Origin of the sequence: Variovorax sp. V93, from assembly GCF_041154485.1 — a bacterium.
GTDB lineage: Bacteria > Pseudomonadota > Gammaproteobacteria > Burkholderiales > Burkholderiaceae_C > Variovorax > Variovorax beijingensis_A.
This window is the reverse complement of record NZ_AP028669.1, coordinates 2,852,737-2,872,615: the sequence shown is the minus strand read 5'-3', so window position 1 is coordinate 2,872,615 and position 19,879 is coordinate 2,852,737. Positions and strand designations below refer to the sequence as shown.

Sequence of the window (19,879 nt, the reverse complement as noted above, 5' to 3'; positions counted from 1 at the left end):
CTTCGCGTTCGTCAGGCCTGGAAGGGGGGCAGGCGCCGGGCCTTGCGCCAAAGTAGTCCGGGCAGGCGCAACACGAATTCGACCATCAGGCGCGCGTGCATCCACGTCAGCAGCACGTTGTCGCGCCCATAGCGAAAGTGCGACACCCCGCCTTCCTCGGCGGTCAGGTACTTCACCGGCGCGTCGATGTTCACGGGCTTGACGCCGCGCCAGGCGAGCCGCACGACGGCTTCGGTGTCGAAGTCGAAGCGCCGCATCCACGGCTGCCGCGCCATCACGGCGATCAGGTCGGCCACCGGGTACACGCGGAATCCGTAAAGCGAATCGCCGACGCCCGCAAACAGGGTCTCGAGCTGGGTCCAGCCGTTCGACACGCGCCGTCCGCGCACGCGCAGCAGCGGGGCGGAGGCATCGAACACCGGCCGGCCCAGCACCATGGTCTCGAGCCGCGCCTTCGATGCGTTCATGAAGGCAGGAATCAGGTCGGCCGGATGCTGGCCGTCCGAATCCATGGTCAGCGCGTGCGTGAAGCCGGCCTCGCGCGCCGCACGCAGGCCATGCAGCACGGCCGCACCCTTGCCCTGGTTCTGCGGCAGCAGCCAGACCCGCAGGCCCGGGTCGCCGGCGGCCATCTGCTGCAGGCGCTCGCCCGTGCCGTCGGTGCTGCCGTCCACCACCACCCAGACCGGGTTCCACTGCGCGCGCGCTGCTTCGACCGTGGAGAACAGGCGTTCGCCCGTGTTGTAGCTGGGGATCAGGACAAGGTGTGTGCGCGAGGCGTCTGGCATGCGGGGGACGCGTCGGTGGCGCGCTGTTCCATGTGTTGGCGAAAGTATTGTTCCAGCTCCGATTGCAGCACGTGGCTGTCCTGCATGGGCGCGAAGCGCTGGCCCAGCCGGAGCCTGAAGACGATGGGCAGCGGCGGCACGCGCCACAGCGGCCAGCCCTTGCTCAGGTAGGGCGAGTCGGTCTCGATGAACACGGTCTGGATCGGCGCTTGCGCGAGCTTGGCGATCAGCGTCACGCCGGGGCCGAAGGGGTTGAGCGGCGGCGTCACGGTGCGCGTGCCTTCCGGAAAGATCACCAGCTGGCCGCCGTTGCGCAGGTCGGCCACCGCCAGGCGCACCATGGTGCGGGCCGATTCGTTGCTGATGTAGCGCGCCAGCCGCGCCCCCGCGCCCAGGAAGATGTTGCGCAGCAGATCGGCCTTCATGATGCAGGCGCTGCGCGGCAGCCGCGCCACCAGCAGCAGCGCGTCGAGCATGGTCGGGTGGTTGGCCACGAAGATCACGCCCGGCTCGTTGCGCATCGGGTCGAGGCAGCTGGCGTCGATGCGCATCATCCCGGTCACCGAGGCCAGGCCCCAGAACATGCGGTAGGCGAAGGCGATGGTCAGGCGGCCCAGCGTGCGCGCAGGCGCCTCGGGCATCACCGGGTAGAGCAGCATTGCCACCAGGTTCCAGGCCAGCGAGATCAGCCCCAGGAAAAGCAGCAGCGCGTAGAGCATCAACGCAAGCGGAATGGCCGTGAGAATGCGCAGCACGCGGTTCATCGACATGGGGTTGCCGGTCCGATCGATCGCGCCGGGTCAGGCCCGCAGGCGACCCGGGGCGACGGCGTGGGCTTCGATCTCGACCAGCAGGTCGCTGCGGCAGATGTCCGCTTCCAGGTAGACCGCGTGGCGGATCATCGGCGCGTCGGCACCGAGCGCGCTCTGGAGCACGCCGCGCACCTTGTCGGTATCGGCCGGATGCCGCACGTAGACCACGCAGTCGAGCATGGCGAGCGCGAAGGCGGCCGTGGCCTGGTTGTTGGCGGCCGCGATCACGGCTTCGAGGTTGCGCAGCGTTTCGCGCGTCTGCTCCAGCACGTCGCCATGGTGCACGGTTTCATGGCCCACGATGCTCGCGGTGCCCGATATGAAAAGCGCCACGTCGCCATTGCCGATCTCGGCCAGAGCGGCGCGCGAGAAGGTGGGTGAGCGCGGGCCGTAGGTCTCAGGGTAGCGGTAGGCCGAGACCTGGCGCGGGTTTTCGACCGGCCGGGGCGCGGCCTGGCCGGCCAGGAAGCGGATCGACAGCGCGCCCTGGTGGATGCCCAGCGCACACGCCGCGGGCGCACCCTCGAAGGCGGCACGGCCGGCCTCGAAGAAGGCTTCCTGGCGCCCGAGGTTGAACTGGCGGTAGCGCTCCAGCCCGCCGCCGTCGGCATTGATCTGCGGCAGGTAGTTCCAGATGCGCAGCAGGTGCGGCGCGCCGGCCTGGTCGAGGGTTTTGAACAGGTCGCGGTAGGCGCGATGCGAGAGCTCGGCAAGATCCTGCTTCTCGACCGATTCGTCGAGGTCGATGGCGCCGAGCAGCCACTGGCCGTCGCTGCGCCAGCGGGCGATGCCGGTGGTGCCCGATTCGACTCGCCCGCCGGTCACGTGCCACACGTCCGCCATCGCGCCCTGTCCGGAAAGAACGCGCGCATTGACGGTCGGCATCCATGCCAGTTCATGCGGCGTACCGTAGCCGAGTGCCGCAAAAGGCGCGTTGCCGTTGGCGGCCAGCGCAAGGCTGGCCGGCAGCGAAAGGCGCTCGACGCGCAGAGAGGAGGGGGTTTCGCCCTGGACTCGCACGGTCAGCCGGCCTCGATGGTGTTTTCTGGCTTGCGCGCCATGTACTCGGAGAACACGCCAAGGCTCGCCTGGCGGCGCACGTCGGTGAAGCCCGCGGCGCGCAATGCCTCCAGCACGCGATCCGGCGGAATGCAGGCTTCGATGGTGTCCCAGTAATAGCGCCACAGTTCCGAGGTGTTGCTGCGGCGGCCGACCACCCGCGCGATCAGCGGCACCACGGCGCGCATGTAGCCCTTGAGCAGGGCCGTGGCGATGCGGCCGTTCGGCTTGGTGATTTCGAGCACCACCAGGCGGCCGCCGGGGCGCAGCACGCGGTGGAATTCGCCGAACGCGGCCGCCACGTCGCTGATGTGGCGCATGGCGTAGCCCATGCTCACGAAATCGCAGCTGGCATCCGGCCGGGGCAGCGCTTCGGCCACGCCCTGGACCAGCTCGACGCCCGGCAGGTCGACCTGCTCCATCATGCCCACGCTGGGGTCGACGCCGACCAGCTTGCCCTTGGGGCCGATGATCCTGAGCGCCTCGCGGGCGACCAGCCCGGTGCCGATGCCGACGTCGAGCACCTGCGCGCCCGGCGCAAGCCCGGCCTGCGAGAGGGCGGCGCGGCGGTACGACGGCCCGGTGCCGAAGGCCAGCACGCTCTCGATGCGGTCGTAGTCGGCGGCGGTGCTGTCGAAGATCCGCCGCAGGAACGCCTGGTGCTCCGCCTCGTTCTTGTAGTACAGCGGCAATGGGGTGTGCGGCGGCAGGATGGTCGGATTCCCGGGCCCGACGGAAGGCGATGGCGTCATCGAAGGATTATCACCAAAAGACCTTGCCGCTTTGGCGCTGGCGCGCCGGCCGTTGTGCGCGCCGGACAGTAAACTCGGAGCTTGCTTTGAAAACACAAGACAGCGAGATAGAAAGCCATGGCCGGACACAGCAAATGGGCAAACATTCAGCACCGGAAGGGCCGCCAGGACGAGAAGCGCGGCAAGCTCTGGACCCGCGCCATCCGTGAAATCACCGTGGCTGCCCGCGCCGGCGGGGGTGACCTCAGCGCCAACCCGCGGCTGCGGCTGGCGGTCGAGAAGGCCAAGGCGGTCAACCTGCCGATCGACACCGTCAAGCGCAACATCGACAAGGCCACCGGCAACCTCGAAGGCGTCAATTACGAAGAAATTCGTTACGAAGGGTACGGCATCGGCGGCGCGGCGATCATCGTCGACACCATGACCGACAACCGCGTGCGCACCGTGGCCGAAGTGCGCCACGCCTTCTCCAAGCACGGCGGCAACATGGGCACCGAAGGCTCGGTGGCCTTCCAGTTCAAGCATTGCGGCCAGATCATCTTCGCCCCGGGCACCAATGAAGACAAGGTGATGGAAGCCGCGCTCGAAGCCGGCGCCGAGGACGTGGTCACCGATGACGACGGTGCCATCGAGGTGATCACCGCGGTTGCCGATTTCGAAGCCGTCAAGAATGCGCTCGAAGCCGCCGGCCTCAAGCCCGAGGTGGCCGAGGTCACCATGCGGGCCGAAAACACGGTCGAAATCGCCGGCGAAGACGCGGCCAGGATGCAGAAGCTGCTCGATGTGCTCGAAGACCTGGACGATGTCCAGGAGGTCTATCACAACGCCGCGCTTTCCGAATGAATGACTATTGATCCACAGCGAATGAAGAAGGCCCACGAATGAAGGTACTGGTAATTGGAGGAGGGGGCCGGGAACACGCACTGGCGTGGCGGCTGGCGCAGGCCAGCCGGGTCAGCCGCGTGTACGTGGCGCCGGGCAACGGCGGCACCGTGAGCGACGAGCGCTACGACTGCATCGACATCACCGAGCCCGCCGCGCTGCGCGAGTGGGCTGCCAAGGAAAAGATCGCGCTCACCGTCGTCGGCCCCGAGGCGCCGCTGGCAGCAGGCGTGGTGGACGAATTCCGCGCGCACGGCCTGCGCATCTTCGGCCCCACGCAGGCCGCCGCGCAACTCGAGAGCTCCAAGGCCTTCTCCAAGGCCTTCATGAAGCGCCACAAGATTCCCACCGCCGAGTACGAGGCCTTCACCGACGCGGCCGCGGCACACGCCTACATCGATGCCAAGGGCGCCCCGATCGTCGTCAAGGCCGATGGCCTGGCCGCCGGCAAGGGCGTGGTGGTGGCCATGACCGCGCAGGAGGCGCACGAGGCCGTCGACTTCATGCTGGTCGACAACAAGTTCGGTGTCTCGCACAACGATGGCGGGGCGCGCGTCGTCATCGAAGAATTCCTGCAGGGCGAGGAAGCCAGCTTCATCGTGCTGTGCGACGGCAAGAACGTGACCGCGCTGGCCACCAGCCAGGACCACAAGCGCCTGCTCGACAACGACGAAGGCCCCAACACCGGCGGCATGGGCGCCTACTCGCCCGCGCCCGTGGTCACGGCCGAGGTGCATGCGCGCGCGATGCGCGAAATCATCCTGCCGACCATCCGCGGCATGGAAAAGGACGGCATCCCGTACACGGGCTTCCTGTATGCCGGCCTCATGATCGACGCGTCGGGGCACCCCAAGACGCTCGAATTCAACTGCCGCATGGGCGACCCCGAAACGCAGCCGATCATGATGCGGCTCAAGTCCGACCTGTTCGAAGTGTTCTGGCACGCCACCGACGGCACGCTCGACCAGGTCGAGCTGCAGTGGGACCGGCGCGTGGCGCTTGGCGTGGTGATGGCGGCGCACGGCTATCCGCTCTCGCCGCGCAAGGGCGACCGGATCACCGGCATTCCGCCCGAGGCACCCGATGCAGTGGTGTTCCACGCCGGCACCACGCAGCAAGACGGCGAGCTCAAGACCAGCGGCGGCCGCGTGCTGTGCGTGACCGTGCTGGCCGACAGCGTGAAGCTCGCGCAGCAGCGGGCCTACGAAGTCGCTGCGCGCATCAGCTTCGACGGTGCGCAGTACCGCAAGGACATCGGACACCGCGCGGTCCACGCGCGCAACAACCCGCACGCCTGATGCAACAGACCAACCCGGCAGCGGTCGGCGACTACCTGCGCAAGCTGCAGCAGGACATCGTCGCGGCCGTCGAGGCGGCCGATGGCGGGGCCTGCGTGCGCGACGCCTGGCAGAAGGAGCCCGGCGAGGCGCTGCAGGGCAGCGGCCTCACCTGCATCCTCGAGGGCGGGGCGTTGTTCGAGCGCGCGGGTTGCGGTTTCTCGCAGGTGCGCGGGCCCAGGCTGCCGCCCTCGGCCACGCAGAACCGGCCCGAGCTTGCGGGCGCGCCCTTCGAAGCCATGGGCGTTTCGCTGGTATTCCATCCGCGCAATCCCTACGTGCCCATCGTCCACATGAACGTGCGCATGCTGGCTGCGCTGCCCGAGGGCAGGGATCCGGTGTGCTGGTTCGGCGGCGGCATGGACCTCACGCCCTGCTATGGCTTCGAGGAAGACGCCGTTCACTTCCATACGGTATGCCGCGACGCGCTGGCGGCCTTCGGCGACGACAAGTACCCGCGCTTCAAGACCTGGTGCGACGAATATTTCTTCCTCAAGCACCGCAACGAACAGCGCGGCATCGGCGGCATCTTCTTCGACGACTTCGCCGAGGGCGGATTCGACAACGGCTTTGCCATGCTGCGCTCCGTGGGCGATGCCTTCCTGCCGGCCTACCTGCCCATCGTGGAGCGCCGCCGCGCCATGCCATGGGGCGAGCGCGAGCGGGCGTTCCAGCTCTACCGGCGCGGACGCTACGTGGAGTTCAACCTCGTGTGGGACCGCGGCACGCACTTCGGCCTGCAGTCGGGCGGGCGCACCGAATCGATCCTGCTGTCGATGCCGCCGCTGGCCAGCTGGGCCTACCGGCAGCAGCCGGAGCCGGGCACCCCCGAAGCCGCGCTGTACAGCGACTTCATCGTGCGGCGCGACTGGTTGTGAATCCCTCCGGCAAGGCCCCGCGCATCGGTGTCTTCGGCGGTGCCTTCGACCCGCCGCACAACGCCCATGTGGCACTGGCCGAGGCAGCGCTTGCGCAACTCGATCTGGCTGAACTGCATGTCATTCCCACGGGGCAGGCCTGGCACAAGAGCAGGACGCTCACACCGGCACAAGACCGCCTCTCGATGACGCGGCTGGCGTTTTCTGGGTTGAAGGGCACCGTGGTAGTCGACAGCCGCGAAGTGTTGCGCGACGGCCCCACCTACACGCTCGACACCCTGCATGAATTGCAGCAGGAACAGCCCGGAGCCGAGCTCGTCCTGATCATGGGCGCCGACCAGGCCAGCGCGTTGCCGACGTGGCACGGCTGGCAGGCTATACTCGGCATTGCTATTGTTTCTGTAGCGTATCGCGCATTATCGGCGGGCGGCACTGCTCGTTTTGATCCGAAGATGCTGCCCGGCCTGCCGGCTGGCGCGCATTTCGAGGCGCTCGAATTGCCGGCCATGGACATCAGCGCCACCGACATACGGCGGCGTGCGGCGCTTGGCGAGGACATTTCCTCGCTGGTTCCGTCCGCCGTTGCACGCTATATTGACCAACACCACCTTTACCGCCCTGCCTGATGACCACTGAAGCCGCCGCCAAGAAAGACACCCAGAAACTCCAGCGAGCCATCATCGATGGTCTCGAAGACGTCAAGGCGCAGGACATCCAGGTTTTCGACACCGAGCATCTCTCACCGCTGTTCGAACGCGTGATCGTGGCCTCGGGCACCTCCAACCGGCAGACCAAGGCGCTGGCCGCCAGCGTGCGCGATGCCGTGCGCGAAGCCGGTTTTGGCAAGCCGCGCATCGAGGGCGAGGACAACGGCGAGTGGATCATCGTGGACTGCGGCGCGGCCGTCGCGCACATCATGCAGCCCGCCATCCGCCAGTACTACCACCTCGAGGAGATCTGGGGCGACAAGCCGGTGCGCGCCAAGCTCGGCGGCACCAAGCCGGCACTTGCAACCGCCGCCAAGGTGATCGAAGAGAAGAAGCCGGTGGCGGCCAAGATGCCCAACCTGCGCCGTGCCAGCGCGGCCAAGACCGCCATCCGCGCGGCCGAGCAGGAAGCCAAGGCCGAGAAGGCCAGCCGGAGCCCGGCAAAGAAAACCGCCGCCAAGAAGGCGCCGGCCAAAAAGACCACGACCGCGCGCGTGCCCGTCAAGGTGGTCGGCAAGCCAGCGGCGAAGAAGCCTGCGGCCAAGAAGGCGCCTGCCAAGAAGGCGCCTGCCCGCCGCGCATGAAGCTGCTGGTGGTCGCCGTCGGGCAGCGCATGCCCGACTGGGCGCAGACTGCCTGGGACGACTACGCCAAGCGCTTCCCGCCCGAGCTCAAGCTCGAACTGCGCGCCGTCAAGACCGAACCCCGCGGCTCCAAGTCGCTCGAGACGCTCTACGCGGCCGAACGCGAACGCATCGAGGGTGCCATTGCCAAGGGCATGCGCATCGTCGTGCTCGATGAGCGCGGCACCGCGCTCACCACCAAGGCGCTGGCCGCGCGGCTGCAGGCCTGGCAAGGCGAGGGCGACGACGTGGCCCTTGTGATCGGCGGCCCCGATGGCCTCGACCCCGCCTTCAAGGCCGCGGCCCATGAACGCATCCGCCTGTCCGACCTGACCCTGCCGCATGCGATGGCGCGTGTGCTCCTCGTGGAGCAGCTGTACCGGGCCTGGTCGGTCAACGCGGGCCATCCGTACCACCGGGAATGAGCGCCGGCTTCATCTACCTTGCATCGCAGAGCCCGCGCCGCGCCCAACTGCTGGGCCAGCTTGGCGTTCGCCACGAACTGTTGCTGGCTGGCGCCGACGAAGACGCCGAATCGCTCGAAGCGGTGCTGCCCGGTGAATCGCCGACCGCCTACGTGCAGCGCGTGACGGGCCTGAAGCTCGATGCGGCAGTCGTGCGGCGCCAGCGCCTGGGACTCTCCGATGCGCCGGTGCTCTGCGCCGACACCACGGTGGCCCTCGGCCGCACCATCCTCGGCAAGCCCGAGGATGCGCGCGATGCCGAGCGCATGCTCGCGCTTCTGTCGGGTGTCACGCATCGCGTGCTGACGGCCGTGGCGCTGCAGCATGGCCGCCGCCGCCATGCGGCGCTCAGCGTGTCGCGCGTGCGCTTCGCGGCCATGACCCGCAAGCAGATCGCGCGCTATGCCGCCAGCGGCGAGCCGCTCGGCAAAGCCGGCGCCTATGCGATCCAGGGCGCGGCGGCTGCGCACATCGAGCACATCAGCGGGTCCTATTCGGGCATCATGGGACTCCCGATGTTCGAGACCGCGCAGCTTCTTCGCAGCGCCGGTTTCAATACCTAAGAATTCCATGCAAGACATCCTGATCAACTGGTCCCCGCAGGAGACCCGTGTGGCGCTGGTCGAGCACGGCGCGGTGCAAGAGCTGCACGTCGAACGCACACTGGAGCGCGGGCTGGTCGGCAACATCTACCTTGGCAAGGTCTCGCGCGTGCTGCCGGGCATGCAGTCGGCCTTCATCGACGTCGGCCTCGAGCGCACGGCCTTCCTGCACGTGGCGGACATCGTGGCGCCGTTCACGCCGGGCTCCCGGCCCAGCGCGCCGGCCCCCGAGCGCGACCACCGCAATGGCGGGCCGATGGTGCCCATCGAGAAGCAGGTGTTCGAAGGCCAGTCGCTGCTGGTGCAGGTGATCAAGGATCCGATCGGCACCAAGGGCGCGCGGCTGTCCACGCAGATCAGCATTGCAGGCCGGTTGCTGGTGTTCCTGCCGCAGGATAACCACATCGGCGTTTCGCAGAAGATTCCTTCGGACCAGCGCGAGTCGCTGCGCGCACGCATGCAGGCGCTGATCGAGGCCGCCGCGGCGGCTGACAGCGGCGGCGTGGTGCCTGCCAACACCGGCGGCTTCATCCTGCGGACCAATGGCGAGGATTCCTCCGACGCCGAACTGGCCGAGGACATCGCCTACCTGCGCAAGACCTGGTCGCGCATCCGCGAGGCCTCGAGCAAGATGCCGCCGATGTCGCTGCTGCACCAGGACCTGAGCCTGCTGCAGCGCGTGCTGCGCGACATGACCAGCGAAGACACGCAGACCATCCGCATCGATTCGCGCGAGCAGTTCGAGGTGCTGCTCAAATTTGGGCTCGAATACATGCCGCAGGCGGCCGGCAAGCTGCAGCACTACAAGGGCGAGCGGCCGATCTTCGACCTGTATTCGGTCGACGAGGAAATTGCCAAGGCGCTGGGCCGGCGCGTCGAACTCAAGTCGGGCGGCTATCTCGTGGTCGACCAGACCGAGGCGCTCACCACGGTGGACGTGAACACCGGCGGCTTCGTGGGCGCGCGCAATTTCGACGACACCATCTTCAAGACCAACCTGGAAGCCGCGCAGGCCATTGCGCGCCAGCTGCGGCTGCGCAACCTGGGCGGCATCATCATCGTCGACTTCATCGACATGGGCCGCGACGACCACCGCGAGCAGGTGCTGGCCGAGTTCCGCAAGCAGCTCGCGCGCGACCGCGTCAAGACCACGGCCGGCGGCTTCTCGCAGCTCGGCCTGGTCGAGATGACGCGCAAGCGCACGCGCGAATCGCTGGCCCACATGCTGTGCGAGCCCTGCGTGGCCTGCAGCGGGCAGGGCATCGTGAAGACGGCGCGCAGCGTGGCCTACGACGCCATGCGCGAGATATTGCGCGAGGCGCGGCAGTTCACGCCGCGCGAGTTCCGCATCGTGTCGTCGCCGCAGGTGATCGAGCTGTTCCTCGACGAGGAAAGCCAGCATCTCGCGGGGCTCAGCGACTTCATCGGCAAGCCGATTTCCCTGCAGTCCGAGCCTGCGATCGGGCAGGGCCAGTACGACATCGTGCTGCTCTGAAGGCTGGTCAGAGCGTCGGGTCCTGCCCCGGCGTCGCGCTGCGCACCGCCAGCGTCTGCAGCCGGGCATAGAGCCCGTCCAGCGCCATCAGCTGCTCGTGGCTGCCTTGCTCGGCGATGCGGCCTTGCTCCATCACGATGATGCGGTCGGCATGCTGGATGGTCGACAGCCGGTGCGCGACGATCAGCGTGGTGCGGTTCTGCATCAGGCGCTGCAGGGCGTCCTGCACCAGCCGCTCCGATTCGGTGTCGAGCGCCGAGGTGGCCTCGTCGAGCAGCAGGATGGGCGCGTTCTTGTAGAGGGCGCGCGCGATGGCCAGGCGCTGGCGCTGGCCGCCGGAGAGCTGCGTGGCGTTGTGGCCGAGCACCGTGTCGATGCCCTGCGGCAGGCTCTCGACGTGCGAAGACAGGTTCGCGGCTTCAATGCATTGCTGCACCCGCTCGCGATCGATTCCGGCGCCCAGCGCCACGTTGGCAGCGAGCGTGTCGTTGAGCATCACCACGTCCTGGCTCACCATCGCGAACTGCGCGCGCAGGCTCCTGAGCTCCCATTCGCTGGTGTCGTGGCCGTCGAGCAGTACCTGGCCGCCGCTCGGCAGCACGAAGCGCGGCAGCAGGTTGACCAGCGTGGTCTTGCCGGAGCCCGAAGGGCCGACGAAGGCCACCACCTGGCCCGGCTCGATCGTCAGGTTCACGCCGTCGAGCGCGCGGGCGTCGTCCTCGCCGCGGTAGCTGACCTTGACCTCGCGCAGTTCGATGCGGCCTTGCGCATGGTCGATGGCGAAGCTGCCCTGCGGCTCCGGGGCCACCTCGTCGATCAGCACCAGGCCGCGCTCGAGCGCCGCGAGGCCGCGCGTGATGGGGGCGGCCATGTCGGCCAGGCGGCGGATCGGGGCGATCAGCATCAGCATGGCCGTGATGTAGGCAACGAAGCCGCCCACGGTCAGGCCCTGTTCGCCGCTCTGCCAGAGCGCGATCATCACCACCACCGACAGCGCGAGCGCGGCCATCATCTGCGTGAGCGGCGTGGTGGCCGCCTGCGCAATGGTCGATTTCACGGCCAGCCGGTTCAGGCGCTGGCTCAGCTGTTCGAAGCGCTCGCCCTGCGCCGCCTCTGCCCCGTGCAGCCTCACCATGCGGTGCGCAAGCACGTTCTCTTCCACCACGTAGGCCAGTTCGTCGGTGGCCTGCTGGCCCTGCTGCGTCAGGCGGTAGAGGCGCTTGGAGAACACCTTCATGATCCACGAGATGCTCGGTACCAGGAAGGCGACGATGAGCGTGAGCTTCCAGTTCAGATAGACCAGGTAGGCGAGCAGCGCCACCAGCGTGAAGCCGTCGCGCGAGAGCCCGAGCAGGGCCTGCACCAGCAGCATGGAGCCGGTCTGCACCTCGTACACCACGGTGTTCGAGAGCGCGCTGGCCGACTGGCGCGAGAACAGGGCGAGCTCGGCCGCGAGCAGGCGCTGGAACAGCACGCGGCGCAGCCGCTGCATGCCTTCGTTGGCGATGCGCGAGAGCGCATACTGGGAAATGAACTGCGCGATGCCGCGTACCGCGAACAACAGCAGCACGGCCGCCGGCACGATCCACAGCGCCAGTTGCCCGCGGTTGAAGCCGCGGTCGAGCAGCGGCTTCAGCAGGGCTGCCATCAAGGGTTCGGTGACGGCCGCCAGCAGGGCGCCGATGAGCCCGACGGCCCACCAGTGGCGCGAGCCGCCGAACCAGGTCATGAGTCGCGCCAGCCGGCGTGTCAGGGGAGGGCGTGCGGTCTCACTGCCGGGGGATGCTTGCATGGCGGCGGATTCTACGGGGCCCACCGAAGGGCCCTCGGCGGGCTGCCGTGTAGGACCGCATCGCCCAATACACGTTTTGTGACGGCACGATCGAACCAGTGTGTAACATGTGGCCCGTCGCACCGGGTAGAACTTTTTAACCCGAAACATCTCCGAACCGCATGAACAAGCCGTTGCCAGTTTCCATTCCAACTCCTTCTTCATCGCTTTTTGCACGCCGCACCTTGATTGCGGCTCTTGCTGCAACTCCCATGCTGCCCGCGCTCGCTCAGTTCCGGGTCGAGGTTTCGGGCGTCGGGCTGACGCAGCTGCCCATTGCACTGGTTCCGTTCAAGGGGCAGGACGCCTCGCCGCAGAAGATCTCCGAGATCGTGCAGGCCGACCTCGAGCGCAGCGGCCAGTTCCGCGGCGTCGATGCTTCGGGGCAGGCGCTGGACGAAGCCTCGCGCCCCGACCTCGCGCTGTGGCGCCAGCGAACGGCGGATTCGCTCGTGGTGGGCAGCGTCACCCGCCTGGCCGACGGCCGCTTCGACGTGCGCTTCCGCCTCTGGGACGTGGTGCGCGGACAGGACCTCGGTGGCCAGAGCTACACCGTTCCGCAAGGCGACCTGAGGCTCGCGTCGCACCGCATTGCCGACTACGTCTATGAAAAGCTGACCGGCGACAAGGGCATCTTCTCGACCCGCATCGCCTACGTGACCAAGGGCGGCAGCCGCTATTCGCTCTGGGTGGCGGATGCCGACGGCGAGAATGCGCAGGCCGCGCTCGCGAGCCCGGAACCCATCATCTCGCCGGTCTGGTCGTCCAACGGCCAGCAGCTGGCGTACGTGTCGTTCGAGTCGCGCAAGCCCGTGGTCTACGTGCACAACGTGGCGAGCGGGCAGCGCCGTCTGCTGGCCAACTTCCGCGGCTCCAACAGCGCGCCGGCATGGGCGCCCGATGGCGGCTCGCTGGCCGTCACGCTCAGCCGCGACGGCGGCTCCCAGCTCTACACGATCCCCGCGAGCGGCGGCGAGCCGCGCCGGCTGACCCAGAGCGCCAGCATCGACACCGAGCCGGTCTATTCCGCCGACGGCAGCACGATCTACTTCGTGAGCGACCGCGGCGGTGCTCCGCAGATCTACAAGATGAGCGCCAGCGGCGGTGCGCCGACGCGCGTCACCTTCAGCGGCACCTACAACATTTCTCCTTCTGTCAGCGGCGATGGCCGGTGGTTGGCCTACATCTCCCGCGTTGGCGGTGCCTTCAAACTCCATGTGATGGAGTTGGCCACCGGCAATGTCTCGGCCATCACCGACACCTCGGCAGACGAGAGCCCGAGTTTTGCCCCCAACAGCAAGCTGATCGTCTATGCAACGCACCTGCAAGGCCGCGAAGCGCTCATGACGACCACGCTGGATGGAAAAATAAAGGCACGGCTGGCGGGACAGGGCGGAGACATAAGAGAACCGGACTGGGGTCCGTTTCAAAAGCAATGACCAAGGTTTATTTGAGGAGTACCCAATGTTGAAACGTACGATTTATTCGCTGGCCATCGTGGCTCTGATTGCCGGCTGCTCGTCGGGCACCAAGCTCAACGACACCCCGGTGACCGACCGCTCCGGCACCGCCGGCGGCCAGCAGGGCAGCGCGAGCGCGGTGGCGCCCGTCACCATCGATCCCAATGCCGGTACCGCTCAAGGGCCGGTCGGTATCGAACGGATCGTCTATTTCGACTACGACAGCTACACGGTCAAGCCCGAGTTCCAGTCCCTGATCGACGGGCACGCCCGTTTCCTCAAGGCCAACCCGCAGCGCCGCGTTTCCATCGAAGGCCACACCGACGAGCGCGGCGGCCGCGAGTACAACCTGGCACTCGGCCAGAAGCGCTCCGAAGCCGTCCGCCGCGCGCTGACGCTCTTGGGCGTGAACGACTCCCAGATCGAAGCCGTGAGCTTCGGCAAGGAAAAGCCTGCGGTGCAGGGCTCGGGCGAAGAAGTCTGGGCGCAGAACCGCCGCGCTGAAATCCGCTACACCCGGTGATGCAACAAGCCCTGTTGCGAGGCGCGGCGCTGGCTGCCGCCTTGCTCTGCGTTTCGGCCGGCTCGCAGGCCGCGTTGTTCGAGGATGACGAGGCGCGCCGCGCCATCCTCGACCTGCGGCAGCGGGTGGAGGCCATGCGCCAGCAGACCGACCAGCGGCTGACCGACGAAAACGGCCAGCTGCGCCGCAGCCTGCTCGACCTGCAGAACCAGATCGAGCAGATGCGGGGCGACCTTGCGCGCATGACCGGCCAGAACGAGCAGCTGCAGCGCACCGTGGCCGAGATGCAGTCGCGCCAGGCCACCATCGACGACCGGCTCAAGCAGAACGAGCCGACGAAGGTGTCCGTGGATGGCCGCGAGTTCACCGCCGACCCCAAGGAAAAGGCCGACTTCGACGCCGCCCTCGGCATCTTCCGTGCAGGCCAGTTCGCGCAGGCGCAGACCGCGTTTGCCGAGTTCGTCAAGCGCTACCCGCAAAGCGGCTACAACGCTTCGGCGCTGTTCTGGCTCGGCAATGCGCAGTACGCCACGCGCAACTACAACGAGGCCATCGCGAACTTCCGCTCCATGCTGTCGCTTGCGCCCGACCACGCCAAGGCTCCTGAGGCCGTGCTGTCGATCGCCAACTGCCAGATCGAGCTGAAAGACACGCGCGCCGCGCGCCGCACGCTGGAAGACCTGACCAAGGCCTATCCACAGTCCGAAGCCGCCCAGGCCGGCCGCGAGCGTCTCTCGCGCCTGCGCTAGCAACGGCGGGATCCTCCGCTTGAGTTCAGCAACCGCCCTTCCTGAAGCAGCGACCGCCGCCGCGAATGTCGTGACCGACACCGCGGCGCCCGACTTCGCGCGCCGCTTCGGCGGCCTCGAACGCCTGTACGGCGTGGCCGGTGCCGCGTGCATCCGCAACGCCCACGTGCTCGTCGCCGGCATCGGCGGCGTGGGCTCGTGGGCAGTCGAGGCGCTGGCACGCAGTGGCGTGGGGCGGCTCACGCTGGTCGATCTCGATCACGTCTCGGAGTCGAACATCAACCGGCAGATCCACGCGCTCGATGCAACCGTGGGGCAGGCCAAGGTCGAGGCCATGCGCGATCGCATCGCGCAGATCAACCCCGGCTGCCAGGTGCTCGCGCTCGATGAATTCGTCGAGCCCGGCAACTGGACGGCATTGCTCGATGCGGCGCAGGCTGCCAACGGGCCCGCGACGGCCGTCATCGACGCGTGCGACCAGGTCAAGGCCAAGCTCGCGATGGCCGCATGGGCGCGCGCGTCGCGCACCGCCTTCGTGACCGTGGGCGCGGCCGGCGGCAAGCGGCAGGCGCACAAGGTCGACATCGACGATCTCGCGCTCGTCACGCACGACCCGCTGCTGGCCCAACTTCGCCAGCGCCTTCGCAAGGAGCATGGCGCCCCGCGCGAGGGCCGCAAGATCGGCGTGGCCTGCGTCTTCAGCCGCGAGAGCGTCGCACCGCCCGATGCCTCCTGCGCCATCGAAGAAGGCGATGGTTCGCTCAACTGCCATGGCTACGGCTCGGTGGTGAGCGTGACCGCGACTTTCGGCCAATGTGCAGCAGGTTGGGTTCTCGACAGGATTGCGAGCAACGCCACGCTATAATCTTTGGCTTTGCCGGATTCAACCGGCAAAGAGAAAACGAAAAAGAAGAAATTGGTTCCGGGACGTTAGCTCAGTTGGTAGAGCAGCGGACTTTTAATCCGTTGGTCACTGGTTCGAATCCAGTACGTCCTACCAGACCCATACAAGAAGCCGCTCCACCGAGCGGCTTTTTTTATTGCCCGTGGCTTGTGCCGCCGGCAAAAAACAGCCCGCGCGAGGGCGGGCTGGAAGATGGCCTGCTGGAGGAGGGAGGATCGGAGAATGCAGGCCACAGGAGAGCCTTCACTATGTTCTTCGAACCTGCACGCAACCTGACCTCTGGCGCGCGCTTCGCGCTCGCGCACGATGCGAGGCTCAATCCTCGTCTTCCCACTTGCCCACGACGGTGCCGAGCACTGTGAACGCGGTGCGGATCGGCTCGTGCTTCGGATTCAGCGGCAGCAGCCAGCGGCGGCCGTCTTCCTGCTTGAAGACCTTGAAGGTGACTTCGTTGCCTGCATCGAGCCTCGCGATGATGCGTTCGCCGTCCTCGGGCGTCGTTCGCTGCGTGTCGACGAAGATGATCGACTCCGCGGGATAGCTCTTCAGGTGGCCGCTGGGTGCGGTCATGCTGTCGCCGCGCACGCGCAGTGCGTAGGTGTTGCCGGGGCTGTGATGCGCAACGCAGGGAAGCCACCGCTCGGCCTGGATCGCTCCTTGCGCGGCGCCCCTCCATGAAGTGACCTGCGTCCACGCGATGAGGGGAACGGTGCCGGGCGTGCCGGGATTGAAGGACGGGCCCGACGGCGGCGTGCGCGTGACCCGGTAGGCGCCCGGAGGTTCGCTGGCATTGTCGCGCGCGGTGCGTGGCTGGGGTACGTCCCAGGGTGCGGGGCCGTCGCCGGTGTCGAGCCAGTTGGGGTCGACGCGGTAGGCGCGTGCCAGTGCCAGCAGGGCCATCGAGCGGCCGGTGTCGCCGCGTTCTATCTTCGAGATGTTGGATTGCTTGACGCCTGAAGCCGCTTCGGCTTGCTTCTGAGTCATCCTGGCGTATTTGCGCGCTGCCAATGCGCGCGCTGCAATAGTCTCCATGGGCGCCGATTTAAGCGCAGGCGAATATTCGCTTTGGACTCTAGAATAGTTGAAAGGGAGTATTTGCCATGAAACCACGCAAGTTGGTGCTGGCGCCGAAAGCCGTGAGGCCGAAGCACAAGCCAATCGAAGAGCGAAGCCATCGCGCCTGCGATGTCACGCCGCGCTCAGCCCGTATTCACCTGTTGAGCTGAGGAACTGTGCGCAGGCGGCTGCCGCCGGGCCTGTGGCTCGACCGCGCGCTGTGCGCGCTGTTGGCGCTGCTGTCCGTCGCGGCTCTTTTCCATGGATTCCGTTCGCAGGACGACGGCCTGGCCGGCTTGGGGATCGCTGGCCTCATCGCCGCGGGGTGGATCGGGACCGCGCTGTTCGATCAAAGCGCCTTCAGGCGGTCGCGAGCGCTCCGGGAGGCGGTAGAGAAAGCGTCGCGCTCACGCGAACGCAATCCTTGATGTGCTGTTCGCCCAAGGCGCGCAAGGCTGCGTAGCCGAGCGCGGCGGAGACGATCTGCCCGGCAATCGGCACGTACTTGGCGGCCTGCTTGGCCGTGAGCTTCACGCCGGCATGCCGCGCGAGCTTGATCAGCAGGTCGCGCGTGACGAGCCTGCCGACCAGCAGCGCGCCAACCGTCGTGGCGGCCTTCTGGATGCGCTCGCGCTGGTGCGGCGCCAGCTTTTCGACCTGGGTGACCGACAGGCCGAATTCGGCGCTGATCTGCGGCACCAGGCGCGAGAGCAGGGCCGCATCGGCTGCCCAGTCGATGCCGGGCAGGGGCACGGCGCTGGCGGCCGCGGCCATCAGTGCCTTGCGGCCGATCAGGCGGCGGCTGCGGTGGATGGCCGCGATCAGCTTTTCGTCACCACGGGCCAATTCGATGGCAGATGGCATGCAGGGCGTCTCCTTCGCAGAAAGGTCAGGCCGCGAGCGCCTCGAGCTGGTCCGACAGGGCCAGCCAGCGCTCCTCGAGGCGGCCGATTTCGTCGTTGAGGGCTTTCAGCCGCTTGCCCGCCTCGGCAATCTCGGCTGGCGGCAACGGCTGCGCCAGGCGCGCCTCAAGCGCAGTGCGTTCGGTGCCGGCCACGGCCAGCCGTTCGTCGATCTGCGCGATCTCGCGCTTGATCGGCTTGGCCTGGTCGCTGCGCTGCTGGCGGTCCTGGGCGTCCTGCCTGGGCGCCGGGGCAGCCGTATTGGCGGCTTCGCGCACGGCCACCTTGGCTTCCTCGCGCAGCCGCTTGGCTTCGTCGAGCAGGTAGCGCTGGTAGTCGTCGAGGTCGCCGTCGAAATCGGCGACCACGCCGCGGCCCACGAGCCAGAACTCGTCGCACACCGAGCGCAGCAGCGCGCGGTCGTGGCTCACCAGCATCAGCGTACCTTCGAACTCGTTTAGCGCCACCGCCAGCGCCTCGCGCGTGGCCAGGTCCAGGTGGTTGGTGGGCTCGTCCAGCAGCAGCAGGTTGGGCCGCTGCCAGACCATCATCGCGAGCACCAGGCGCGCCTTCTCGCCGCCGCTCATGGTGCCCACGGGCTGCTTCACCATGTCGCCGCTGAAGTTGAAGCTGCCGAGAAAGCCGCGCAAGGCCTGCTCGCCGGTGCTTTCCTTGACGGCGCTTCCCAGTTCGCGCGCCATGCGAACCATGTGCTCGAGCGGGTTGTCCTGCGGGCGCAGCACGTCGAGTTCCTGCTGCGCGAAGTAGCCGATGTTGAGGCCCTTGCCTTCGGTGACCTGGCCGGCCAGCGCACCCATTTCGCGCGCAATGGTTTTCACCAGCGTCGACTTGCCCTGGCCGTTGGCGCCCAGGATGCCGATGCGCTGGCCCGCGAGCACCGAGCGGCTGACGCCGCGCAGGATGGTCTTGGGCTCTTCGCCTTCGATCTCGTAGCCGAAGCTCGCGTTGCTGATCGAGAGCATCGGGTTGGGGATGTTGCCCGGCTCCTTGAACTCGAAGGTGAAGTCGGCCTCGGCCAGGAGCGGCGCGACCTTTTCCATGCGCTCCAGCGCCTTGACGCGGCTTTGCGCCTGCTTGGCCTTGCTGGCCTTGGCCTTGAAGCGGTCGATGAACTTCTGCAGGTGGGCAATCTTGTCCTGCTGCTTGGAGAAGGCCACCTGCTGCTGTTCCATCTGCAGCGCGCGCATGTCCTCGAACTTGCTGTAGTTGCCGCCGTAGCGCGTGAGCTGGGCGTTGGCGATGTGCAGCGTGACGTCGGTCACGGCGTCGAGGAACTCGCGGTCGTGGCTGATGACGATCATGGTGCCGGCGTACTTCTGCAGCCAGGCTTCGAGCCAGACCAGCGCATCCAGGTCCAGGTGGTTGGTGGGTTCGTCGAGCAGCAGCAGGTCGCTCGGGCACATCAGCGCGCGCGCCAGCTGCAGGCGCATGCGCCAGCCGCCCGAGAAGCTGTTGACGGGCTCGTCGAGCTCGTGCGACTTGAAGCCCAGCCCGAGCACCAGCGCCTGCGCGCGCGGCACCGCGTCGTGCTCGCCGGCGTCGGCGAGGTCGGTGTAGGCGTGGGCCAGTTCCATGCCGATGTCGGCGTCGTCGGGGTTGGCTTCGTAGGCGGCCTCGATGGCCGCCAGCGAGGCGCGCAGCTCGGCCAGCCGGGTGTCGCCGCCCACCACGAAGTCGGTGGCCGACTCCTCGGTTTCGGGCATGTCCTGCGCCACCTGCGACATGCGCCATTGCTTGGGCACGTAGAAGTCGCCGCCGTCTTCGTGCAGCGAGCCGTTGAAGAGCGCGAACAGGGTCGACTTGCCGGCGCCATTGCGCCCGACAAGGCCGACCTTCTCACCGGGATTGATGGTGACGGTGGCGCCGTCGAGCAGGACCTTGGCGCTGCGGCGAAGAATGACGTTTTTGAGAGTAATCATGAAATAGGAACCGTAGGGGCGATTATCCCGCCCGGCCCGTGGCGGCCCGGCGCGAAGGGGCAAATGGGGAGGACACCACCCGGAAAAGGAGGCCGCAGCCGTGCTGCGGGAAAGC

At 67.5% G+C, this 19,879-nt stretch carries 21 protein-coding genes and 1 tRNA gene; 14 read left to right on the top strand and 8 right to left on the bottom strand.

Features of this window, described 5'->3' with window-relative positions; all coding sequences use genetic code 11:
* Positions 1-11 precede the first annotated feature (11 nt).
* From ACAM54_RS13655 to ACAM54_RS13640, 4 genes are read right to left on the bottom strand one after another with little or no spacing between them, the layout of a single operon-like run.
* Positions 12-788, bottom strand: coding sequence for a glycosyltransferase family 2 protein (locus ACAM54_RS13655; protein WP_369647916.1), 777 nt, complete (start codon positions 786-788; stop codon positions 12-14).
* A complete protein-coding gene (locus ACAM54_RS13650; RefSeq protein ID WP_225612905.1) occupies positions 755-1,558 on the bottom strand; it encodes a 1-acyl-sn-glycerol-3-phosphate acyltransferase in 804 nt (267 codons plus the stop codon). Before ACAM54_RS13650 ends, ACAM54_RS13655 begins: the two co-directional genes overlap by 34 nt.
* A 30-nt stretch (positions 1,559-1,588) precedes the next feature.
* Complete coding sequence (locus ACAM54_RS13645; protein WP_369647915.1) at positions 1,589-2,620, bottom strand: Rid family hydrolase; 1,032 nt, start codon at positions 2,618-2,620, stop codon at positions 1,589-1,591.
* A 2-nt stretch (positions 2,621-2,622) separates the two neighbouring features.
* Positions 2,623-3,411 carry a class I SAM-dependent methyltransferase gene (locus ACAM54_RS13640; protein WP_369647914.1) on the bottom strand — a complete coding sequence of 263 codons (789 nt, stop codon included), beginning with the start codon at positions 3,409-3,411 and terminating at the stop codon, positions 2,623-2,625.
* A 117-nt stretch (positions 3,412-3,528) separates the two neighbouring features.
* Here ACAM54_RS13640 and ACAM54_RS13635 point away from each other — a divergent pair, with 117 nt between their 5' ends.
* From ACAM54_RS13635 to rng, 8 genes are read left to right on the top strand one after another with little or no spacing between them, the layout of a single operon-like run.
* On the top strand, positions 3,529-4,254 hold the full coding sequence (locus tag ACAM54_RS13635) for a YebC/PmpR family DNA-binding transcriptional regulator (RefSeq protein ID WP_369647913.1): 726 nt from the start codon (positions 3,529-3,531) through the stop codon (positions 4,252-4,254).
* Positions 4,255-4,292: 38 nt separating this feature from the next.
* A complete protein-coding gene (purD, locus tag ACAM54_RS13630; protein WP_369647912.1) occupies positions 4,293-5,591 on the top strand; it encodes a phosphoribosylamine--glycine ligase in 1,299 nt (432 codons plus the stop codon).
* The gene (hemF, locus tag ACAM54_RS13625) at positions 5,591-6,508 is read left to right on the top strand and encodes an oxygen-dependent coproporphyrinogen oxidase (RefSeq protein ID WP_369647911.1); all 918 of its coding nucleotides are present in this window, start codon (positions 5,591-5,593) and stop codon (positions 6,506-6,508) included. Before purD ends, hemF begins: the two co-directional genes overlap by 1 nt.
* Positions 6,505-7,134: a nicotinate-nucleotide adenylyltransferase gene (gene nadD, locus ACAM54_RS13620; RefSeq protein WP_145746647.1), complete on the top strand. Its 630-nt coding sequence runs from the start codon at positions 6,505-6,507 to the stop codon at positions 7,132-7,134. The genes hemF and nadD overlap by 4 nt, the downstream gene beginning before the upstream one ends.
* On the top strand, positions 7,134-7,799 hold the full coding sequence (gene rsfS / locus ACAM54_RS13615; protein WP_145746648.1) for a ribosome silencing factor: 666 nt from the start codon (positions 7,134-7,136) through the stop codon (positions 7,797-7,799). Before nadD ends, rsfS begins: the two co-directional genes overlap by 1 nt.
* Entirely contained in the window at positions 7,796-8,263 is a 468-nt protein-coding gene (gene rlmH, locus ACAM54_RS13610; RefSeq protein ID WP_012747795.1) for a 23S rRNA (pseudouridine(1915)-N(3))-methyltransferase RlmH, read from the top strand. The genes rsfS and rlmH overlap by 4 nt, the downstream gene beginning before the upstream one ends.
* Positions 8,260-8,865: a nucleoside triphosphate pyrophosphatase gene (locus ACAM54_RS13605; protein WP_209536797.1), complete on the top strand. Its 606-nt coding sequence runs from the start codon at positions 8,260-8,262 to the stop codon at positions 8,863-8,865. Before rlmH ends, ACAM54_RS13605 begins: the two co-directional genes overlap by 4 nt.
* A 7-nt stretch (positions 8,866-8,872) precedes the next feature.
* On the top strand, positions 8,873-10,399 hold the full coding sequence (gene rng, locus ACAM54_RS13600; RefSeq protein WP_369647910.1) for a ribonuclease G: 1,527 nt from the start codon (positions 8,873-8,875) through the stop codon (positions 10,397-10,399).
* A gap of 7 nt (positions 10,400-10,406) precedes the next feature.
* On the opposite strand, the gene msbA is transcribed toward rng, so the two are convergent.
* Positions 10,407-12,191 (bottom strand): lipid A export permease/ATP-binding protein MsbA, encoded by a 1,785-nt coding sequence (gene msbA / locus ACAM54_RS13595; protein WP_145746650.1) that lies wholly within the window; start codon positions 12,189-12,191, stop codon positions 10,407-10,409.
* Between the two features lie 251 nt (positions 12,192-12,442).
* Between msbA and tolB the strand changes: the two genes are divergently transcribed.
* The 5 genes from tolB (at position 12,443) to ACAM54_RS13570 (ending at position 15,962) form a co-directional block, all read left to right on the top strand.
* Positions 12,443-13,669 (top strand): Tol-Pal system beta propeller repeat protein TolB, encoded by a 1,227-nt coding sequence (gene tolB, locus ACAM54_RS13590; protein ID WP_012747799.1) that lies wholly within the window; start codon positions 12,443-12,445, stop codon positions 13,667-13,669.
* Between the two features lie 25 nt (positions 13,670-13,694).
* Positions 13,695-14,213: a peptidoglycan-associated lipoprotein Pal gene (gene pal, locus ACAM54_RS13585; RefSeq protein WP_145746652.1), complete on the top strand. Its 519-nt coding sequence runs from the start codon at positions 13,695-13,697 to the stop codon at positions 14,211-14,213.
* Positions 14,213-14,962, top strand: a complete 750-nt coding sequence (gene ybgF / locus ACAM54_RS13580) for a tol-pal system protein YbgF (RefSeq protein WP_369647909.1) — start codon at positions 14,213-14,215, stop codon at positions 14,960-14,962. Before pal ends, ybgF begins: the two co-directional genes overlap by 1 nt.
* Before the next feature lie 70 nt (positions 14,963-15,032).
* Positions 15,033-15,827, top strand: a complete 795-nt coding sequence (locus ACAM54_RS13575; protein ID WP_369650976.1) for a ThiF family adenylyltransferase — start codon at positions 15,033-15,035, stop codon at positions 15,825-15,827.
* 59 nt (positions 15,828-15,886) lie between these two features.
* A tRNA-Lys gene (locus ACAM54_RS13570) sits at positions 15,887-15,962 on the top strand.
* Positions 15,963-16,181: 219 nt separating this feature from the next.
* Here ACAM54_RS13570 and ACAM54_RS13565 read toward each other — a convergent pair.
* The gene (locus ACAM54_RS13565; protein ID WP_369647908.1) at positions 16,182-16,850 is read right to left on the bottom strand and encodes a helix-turn-helix domain-containing protein; all 669 of its coding nucleotides are present in this window, start codon (positions 16,848-16,850) and stop codon (positions 16,182-16,184) included.
* Positions 16,851-16,966: 116 nt separating this feature from the next.
* Between ACAM54_RS13565 and ACAM54_RS13560 the strand changes: the two genes are divergently transcribed.
* Complete coding sequence (locus tag ACAM54_RS13560) at positions 16,967-17,092, top strand: hypothetical protein (protein WP_369647907.1); 126 nt, start codon at positions 16,967-16,969, stop codon at positions 17,090-17,092.
* A gap of 190 nt (positions 17,093-17,282) precedes the next feature.
* Here the strand turns inward: ACAM54_RS13560 and ACAM54_RS13555 are convergent, their stop codons facing one another.
* Together ACAM54_RS13555 and ACAM54_RS13550 are read right to left on the bottom strand one after the other, a co-directional pair.
* Entirely contained in the window at positions 17,283-17,786 is a 504-nt protein-coding gene (locus tag ACAM54_RS13555; protein ID WP_369647906.1) for a hypothetical protein, read from the bottom strand.
* Positions 17,787-17,811: 25 nt separating this feature from the next.
* Positions 17,812-19,764, bottom strand: coding sequence for an ABC-F family ATP-binding cassette domain-containing protein (locus tag ACAM54_RS13550; protein WP_369647905.1), 1,953 nt, complete (start codon positions 19,762-19,764; stop codon positions 17,812-17,814).
* Positions 19,765-19,879 lie beyond the last annotated feature (115 nt).